The 6,520-nt window shown below is 66.9% G+C and carries 6 protein-coding genes; 4 read left to right on the forward strand and 2 right to left on the reverse strand.

The genetic code is table 11. The features are described from left to right. The first annotated feature begins 192 nt into the window (after nt 1-192). Complete coding sequence (locus ACP5M5_RS11585; RefSeq protein ID WP_427937538.1) at nt 193-1,011, forward strand: aldo/keto reductase; 819 nt, start codon at nt 193-195, stop codon at nt 1,009-1,011. Between the two features lie 7 nt (nt 1,012-1,018). On the opposite strand, the gene ACP5M5_RS11590 is transcribed toward ACP5M5_RS11585, so the two are convergent. After that, nucleotides 1,019-1,375, reverse strand: coding sequence for a DUF423 domain-containing protein (locus ACP5M5_RS11590; protein WP_427937540.1), 357 nt, complete (start codon nt 1,373-1,375; stop codon nt 1,019-1,021). Between the two features lie 105 nt (nt 1,376-1,480). Then, on the reverse strand, nt 1,481-2,719 hold the full coding sequence (locus ACP5M5_RS11595) for a DNA recombination protein RmuC (protein ID WP_427937542.1): 1,239 nt from the start codon (nt 2,717-2,719) through the stop codon (nt 1,481-1,483). Nucleotides 2,720-2,823: 104 nt separating this feature from the next. Between ACP5M5_RS11595 and ACP5M5_RS11600 the strand changes: the two genes are divergently transcribed. From ACP5M5_RS11600 to ACP5M5_RS11610, 3 genes are all read left to right on the forward strand, one after another. Next, the gene (locus ACP5M5_RS11600) at nt 2,824-4,038 is read left to right on the forward strand and encodes an MFS transporter (RefSeq protein WP_427937544.1); all 1,215 of its coding nucleotides are present in this window, start codon (nt 2,824-2,826) and stop codon (nt 4,036-4,038) included. Continuing rightward, the gene (locus ACP5M5_RS11605; protein WP_427937545.1) at nt 4,035-5,435 is read left to right on the forward strand and encodes an aspartate ammonia-lyase; all 1,401 of its coding nucleotides are present in this window, start codon (nt 4,035-4,037) and stop codon (nt 5,433-5,435) included. Before ACP5M5_RS11600 ends, ACP5M5_RS11605 begins: the two co-directional genes overlap by 4 nt. Before the next feature lie 50 nt (nt 5,436-5,485). Further along, nucleotides 5,486-6,520: P1 family peptidase (locus tag ACP5M5_RS11610; RefSeq protein ID WP_427937547.1), on the forward strand; the 1,035-nt coding region annotated here is incomplete at its 3' end.

The raw sequence follows: 6,520 nt of genomic DNA on the forward strand, positions 1-6,520 counted from the left end.
CTACCGCGCGATCGCCGAGCCGCGGCAGCGTCTGCGCGTCGTCGGGTGAGAGGCGCTGTTGTCATTCATGGCGTGTCGCAAACCCTTTTTCCCGATTGCTCCGAGACGTCCATGCCGTTGCCTTGAAGATGCGCCAATTTTCCGCTACCCCTTTGAACGGGCAACGGTCTTTGTCGTATCGAAAGGGTTTTCATGGAAAAAATCACCGCCGGCGGCTTGCGCATGGACCGGCTCGGCCTCGGCACGTTCCGCCTGCAAGGGGAGGCTTGCCGCGCGGCCGTCGCGCAAGCGCTCGCGCTCGGCTATCGCCATATCGACACCGCCGAGATGTATGCCAATGAGGCGGAGATCGGTGCCGCGGTCGCGGCCTCGGGGATCACGCGCGATGATCTTCACGTCACCAGCAAGGTGTGGTGGGAGCATCTGACGCCGGATGGCATCCGGCGCGCCTGTGAGGCCTCTTTGCGAGCGCTTCGGCTCGATCATCTCGATCTTTATCTGATCCACTGGCCGGCGCCGGGGATGGATCTGCCCGCGGCGCTCGAGACCATGGTGCGGCTGCGCGACGAAGGGCTGACGCGGGCGATCGGTGTTTCCAATTTCCCGACCGCGCTGCTGCGCGAGGCGGTGGAGACGGTGCGGGCGCCGATCGTCTGCAACCAGATCGAATATCATGTCCTGCTCGACCAATCGGCAGTGCTGACTTACGCTCGCGAGAAGGGGCTGTTCGTCACCGCTTATTGCCCGCTTGCGCAAGGCCGGCTCGCCGAACACCCGACGCTCGCCGAGATCGCCAAAAAACACGGGGCGACACCGGCGCAGGTGGCCCTCAAATGGCTCCTCGATCAGCCCGCTATCGCGGTGATCCCGAAAGCTGGGCGGCGCGAGAGCCAAGCGGCCAATCTCGCCGCCTGGAACATCACCCTTGACGACGATGATCGCGCCCGCATCAAGGCCCTCCCCAAGACCCAGCGCTGCGTCAACCCGCCGTTTGCGCCAAAATGGGATTGAGGCCGCCTCACCGACGTAAGCTCGCCACCGCGATCAGCGCCCAGCCGAGGAGAAGGAGGCTGCCGCCGTAGGGGGCGAGGGTTGCGTGGCTGATGCGCCCGAGTGCCAGCGCCGCGACTGCGCCCGCGAACAGAACAATCCCGAGCGCGATCGCCGCCCCGGCCGCATCCACGAGCCATCCGCCTTGGCGCTCGCGCCACAGGCTGAGGAACAGCAAAACCGGTGCGTGCCAGAGCGTGATTTCGCTCGCGCGGGCAAAAAGCTCGGCATGTTCGGGGGTGAATCCGCCATGCGCGCGATACGCTGCCATCGCGACCCCGAGGAACCCAGCCAAAGCCCCGAGCAGCCCCCAAACCCGTGCCATCACGTCGATCTCCGTTGCGAAGGCGGCGCCGTCGCCGCTTCAGGATGGGGGTCTGGGGCCTCAGGCCCCAGCGGGTCCAGCGCGGGGCCCTGGCCTTGCTTCCCGTTACTCTTCGTCATCGAGCACCGCCTCGCCGATCCCGAGCCGTTCGGCGGCCTGTTCAGGGTCCAACGTTTCCACCGAGCGCAGCTTGCGATCGACGACACGGGTGCGTTGGCGGGCCTTCTCGATGGTATTGCCGAAGGTGTTCGCTTGTCGTGCGAGGTCTGAGAGCACTTTGTCCATTTTTTGCATTTCGCTCCGCGTCGCGGCGAGCAGGCCGCGCACCTCGTCGGCTTTTTCCTCCAAGGCGAGCGTCACATGGCCGAGATGGATGGTGCGGAGCAGCGCCGGCAATAGGCTCGGCCCGAGGATCAGAACGCGGCAGAGGCGCCCGACCTCATCGATCAGGCCGGGAATGCGCGCGACCTCGACATAGAGCCCGTCGCTCGGGAGATAGAGCACGGCGAATTCCACCGTACGCGGCGGGCGGATATATTTATCGCGGATTTTCTCCGCCTCCTTTTTGATCCGGGCGGCGAGCCCGGCGCGGGCGGCGCGTTCGGCCTCGAGATCGCCGGATGCTGCCGCCTCCAGCATGCGCTCATAGTCTTCGACGGGGAATTTGGCGTCGATCGCGAGCAGCGGGCGAATGGCGCCGCGCATCGGCATGACCAGCGCAAATTCGACCGCCTCGCCGCTGGTCTCGTCGATGCGAACGTTCTTTTGATAACCGCCGGCGGGCAGAATATCGTCGAGCAGCGCCTCCAACTGCGCCTCGCCCCAGCCGCCGCGGGTTTTTACGTTGGCGAACAGGCGCCGGAGATCGCCGATTTCGGCGGTCACCGACTGGACATCGCCGATCGCTTTCTGGACGGCGGCGAATTGCTCGGTGACGCGGGCGAAGCTCGCCGTCATCTGGGCTTCGACGGCGGCGTGGAGCTGTTCGTTGACGGTTTTCTGGATCTCGCCGAGCTTGGCCTCATTGCCCTCGCGCATTTTGTCCAGCCGGCCGGAGAGCAATTCCCAGGCTTTTTCCTGGCCCTCGGCGAGGGCCGCGCGGATGTCTCCGATACTGCGCCCGAGAATTTCGCGCAGCTCCCCGAGCGGGGCGATCAGCGCGCGTTCGGTCTCGCGCAGGCGTTGCTCGAGTGCTGCCCTGGAAGTCTGCTCGCTTCCCAGAATTTGATCGAGCTTGAGGCGCAGCATCTCCGTTCGCGCCGCCTGCCCGCGTTGGCTCCAGAACGTGATGGCCAGAGCCGCCAAAGCGAGGGCGGCGATCAGGCCGAGGGCGAGCGTGCTCATGGCAACGCGACCTCCCGGGCCGACCGTTGGGGCTGGGCGAAGCGGCGCCGGCGCCCTATGTCCTGGCTGCGTTCGTCAGACATCACGGGAATCGATCCTTTTTCATGGCCTTGCCATCCTATCACGAAACCACCGCGCCGGGCGCGGCGGGCTCGCTTTCCCCTGTCGCGCTCGCCGCGATGGCGTTCGCTTGTGGCGGCGCGGTCGCCAATATTTATTACGTGCAGCCGATTTTGGGGGTGATCGGCGGGGGATTTCCCGGCGCGGCGACACTGGTGAGCCTGCTTCCGACGGCCAATCAGCTTGGCTTTGCGATCGGGCTTTTGTTGCTGGTGCCGCTTGGCGATGGCATGAGCCGGCAGGGGTTGATTTTCGGCCAGCTCGCCTGGCTTGCCGCATCACTCGCCGCCGCCGCCGTGGCGCCGGGGCCGGGAGCCTTGTTCGCGGCGATGGTTGCGGTCGGCATCGGCGCGACGGTCGCGCAGCAGATCGTGCCACTCGCGGCCGAGCTCGCGCCGCCGGCGCGGCGCGGCGCCGTGGTCGGGACGGTGATGAGCGGGCTTCTAAGCGGCATCCTGCTCGGGCGCGTCGCCAGTGGCGCGCTCGCCGCGCTGGCCGGCTGGCGGGCGGTGTTCGCGGCCGGGGTCGTGCTCGTTGCCGTCATTGCGCTGCTTTTGCGGGTGACATTGCCGTTTATCCCGCCCAAGCCGCCGCTCGCCTATCGCCATTTGCTCGCCTCGCTCTTCGCCCTCCTCGTCGATCTCGCCCCGCTTCGCCGCGCGGCGCTGGCGCAAGCGGGATTGTTTGGCGCTTTCAGCGCGTTTTGGGCGACGCTTGCGCTCCATCTCGCGGCGCCGCCTTTCGCCATGGGGAGCGCTGCCGCCGGCCTCTTCGGGGTGATCGGTGCCGCCGGCGTGTTTGCCGCCCCGCTCGCCGGGCGGATCGCCGATCGGCGGGGGCCGCGCCCGGTCATTCTGCTCGGCATCGGGCTCACGCTGCTTGCCTGGCTGATCCTCGCTGCTTTCAACCACCTCGCCGGGCTGATCGCCGGCGTCGTGCTCCTCGATCTCGGTGTGCAAATGGCGTTGATCGCCCATCAGAGCGTGATCTACGCTCTTCGTCCCGAAGCCAGAAGCCGCATCAACACGGTGTTCATCACGGTGATGTTCGCCGGCGGCACGGTCGGTTCGGCCGGCGGCGGGCTTGCCTGGCAGCTCGGCGGCTGGGGCGCGGTCTCGGCGCTCGCGATAGCGCTTGTCGCGGCGACACTCTTTGTGCATCTCTTGCCGCGAGCAATGCGCGGAGGGAGCCGGCCATGAACGAGATACGCCGCGAGCATGACAGCCTCGGCGAGGTCGAGGTGCCGGAAGCCGCCTATTGGGGCGCGCAGACCGCGCGCGCGATCGCGAATTTCCCAATCTCCGGTGTTCCGCTCTCGCATTACCCGGCGCTCTTGCGGGCGCTCGCCATGGTCAAGCAGGCGGCGGCGCGAGCCAATCTTGCGCTCGGCAAGCTCGCCCCCGAAAAGGCGCACGCGATCGCGGCGGCGGCGGATGAGATCATCGCCGGGAAATTCCATGACCAGTTCCCGGTCGATGTCATTCAGGGCGGCGCCGGCACCTCGACCAACATGAACATGAACGAAGTGCTGGCGAACCGCGCGCTTGAGCATCTCGGCCACCGGCGCGGTGCCTATCACGCGCTCCACCCCAATGATGACGTCAATCTCTCGCAATCGACCAACGACACCTACCCGACCGCGGTACGGCTTTCGGTTTTGCTTTCCTGCGCCGCGCTCACCGACGCGCTCGCCGATCTCGCGGCGGCGTTTGAGCGCAAAGCGACCGAAACTGCCGAGATCGTCAAGCTCGGCCGCACCCAGTTGCAGGATGCCGTGCCGATGACGCTGGGCCAGGAACTCGGCGCCTTCGCGACCGCGATCCGCGAGGATATCCAACGTCTCGGCGAGGCCGAGCGGTTGCTCTGCGAGGTCAATCTCGGTGGCACCGCGATCGGGACGAGGATCAACGCCGATCCCGCCTATGGTCCGCGCGCGATCGCCGAACTTGCCGCGATCAGCGGATTTCCGCTGGTGCAATCGGGCAATCTGGTCGAAGCGAGCTGGGACATGGGGGCGTTCGTGATGTTTTCCGGCGTGCTCAAGCGGGTCGCGACCAAGCTTTCCAAAATCGCCAATGATCTTCGCCTGCTTTCCTCGGGCCCGCGCGGCGGGCTCGCCGAAATCGCGCTGCCGGCGGTGCAGCCGGGCTCGTCGATCATGCCCGGAAAGGTCAACCCCGTGATCCCGGAAGTGGTCAATCAGGTTTGTTTTCAGGTCATCGGCAATGATCTTGCGATCACGCTTGCCGCCGAGGGCGGGCAATTGCAGCTCAATGCCTTCGAACCCTTGATTGCGCACAATATCCACGCCTCGCTGATGCTGCTCACCAATGCGGTGACGGTGTTGCGCATCCGCTGCGTCGAAGGTCTCGCGCCGCGCCCTGCCGAGTGCGCGCGGCATCTCGAGGCCAGTGTCGGCGCGGTGACGGCACTGGTGCCGGTGATCGGCTATGAGGCGGCGGCCGGCCTCGCGCATGAGGCGTTGGCCAGCGGTCGCACCATCCGGGCGTTGGCGCGCGAGAAATTCTCGCTCGACGATGCGACCCTTAACGATCTCCTCAACCCGGCGCGGCTCGCCGCAGGGCGGACTGCGTAGAACGAAGGAAGCGCCGTCTGCAAACCGCGGAATGTCACGAAACGGCGACGATGATGCGCAACCTGCTTACTGACATCAAAGGTGTCGCCGTCGGCCACGCCGACGAGCCCGGGCTCGGCTCGGGCGTGACCACGATCCTCTTCGCGCACCCAGCGGTCGCTTCGGTCGCGGTGCTCGGCGGTGCGCCAGGCGGGCGTGATCTCGGCATGCTGGCGCCAGCCGCGACGGTGAGCGCGATCGATGCCATCGTGCTCTCCGGCGGCTCTGCCTTCGGGCTCGATGCCGCCGGCGGCGTGCAAGCGTTTCTTCGCGCCGAGGGCCGCGGTTTTGCGATCGGCGGCCAACATGTGCCGCTGGTCGCGCAGGCCATCTTGTTCGATCTCGGCAATGGCGGCAACAAAGCCTGGGGCGAGCGCCCGCCTTATTGGGATCTCGGGCGCGCCGCGGCGGCGGCAGCGCGAGATGGCGCCTTCGCCCTCGGCTCGGTCGGCGCAGGCAAGGGGGCAACCACGGCGACGCTGAAAGGCGGGCTCGGTTCCGCGAGCGCAACCACGCAGGCAGGGCACCGCGTCGCCGCCCTGGTCGCGGTTAATGCGCTCGGCAGCGTGACGATCGGTGACGGGCCGCATTTCTGGGCCGCACCCTTCGAGCGCGATCGCGAATTCGGCGGCCGCGGCTTGCCGTCGGTGATCACCGCCGAGGATCTCCGCCCGCGCCTGAAAACCGCACCCGGTACGGCAACGACGATCGGCGTGATCGTAACCGATGCGGTTTTGGACAAAGCACAAGCCCATCGTCTCGCGGTGATGGCGCATGACGGTCTCGCCCGCGCCGTTCTGCCAGCGCATGCGCCGCTCGATGGCGACACCATCTTCGCCGCCGCGACCGGCGCGCGACCATTGGGCGAGCCTCTCGCCGAACTCACCGAACTCGGCTTCGCCGCAACGCTGACAATGGCACGCGCCATTGCGCGCGGCGTCTTTGCCGCAACCTCCCTCGGATTTCCCGGCGAGGCGCCGACCTGGCAGGAACGGTTTGGAACGATCAAAACAAAAAAGAGGCAGGGGGCTTTGCCCCCTGCACCC

The sequence above is a fragment of the Acidibrevibacterium sp. genome (assembly GCF_049965395.1).
Classification (GTDB): domain Bacteria; phylum Pseudomonadota; class Alphaproteobacteria; order Acetobacterales; family Acetobacteraceae; genus Acidibrevibacterium; species Acidibrevibacterium fodinaquatile.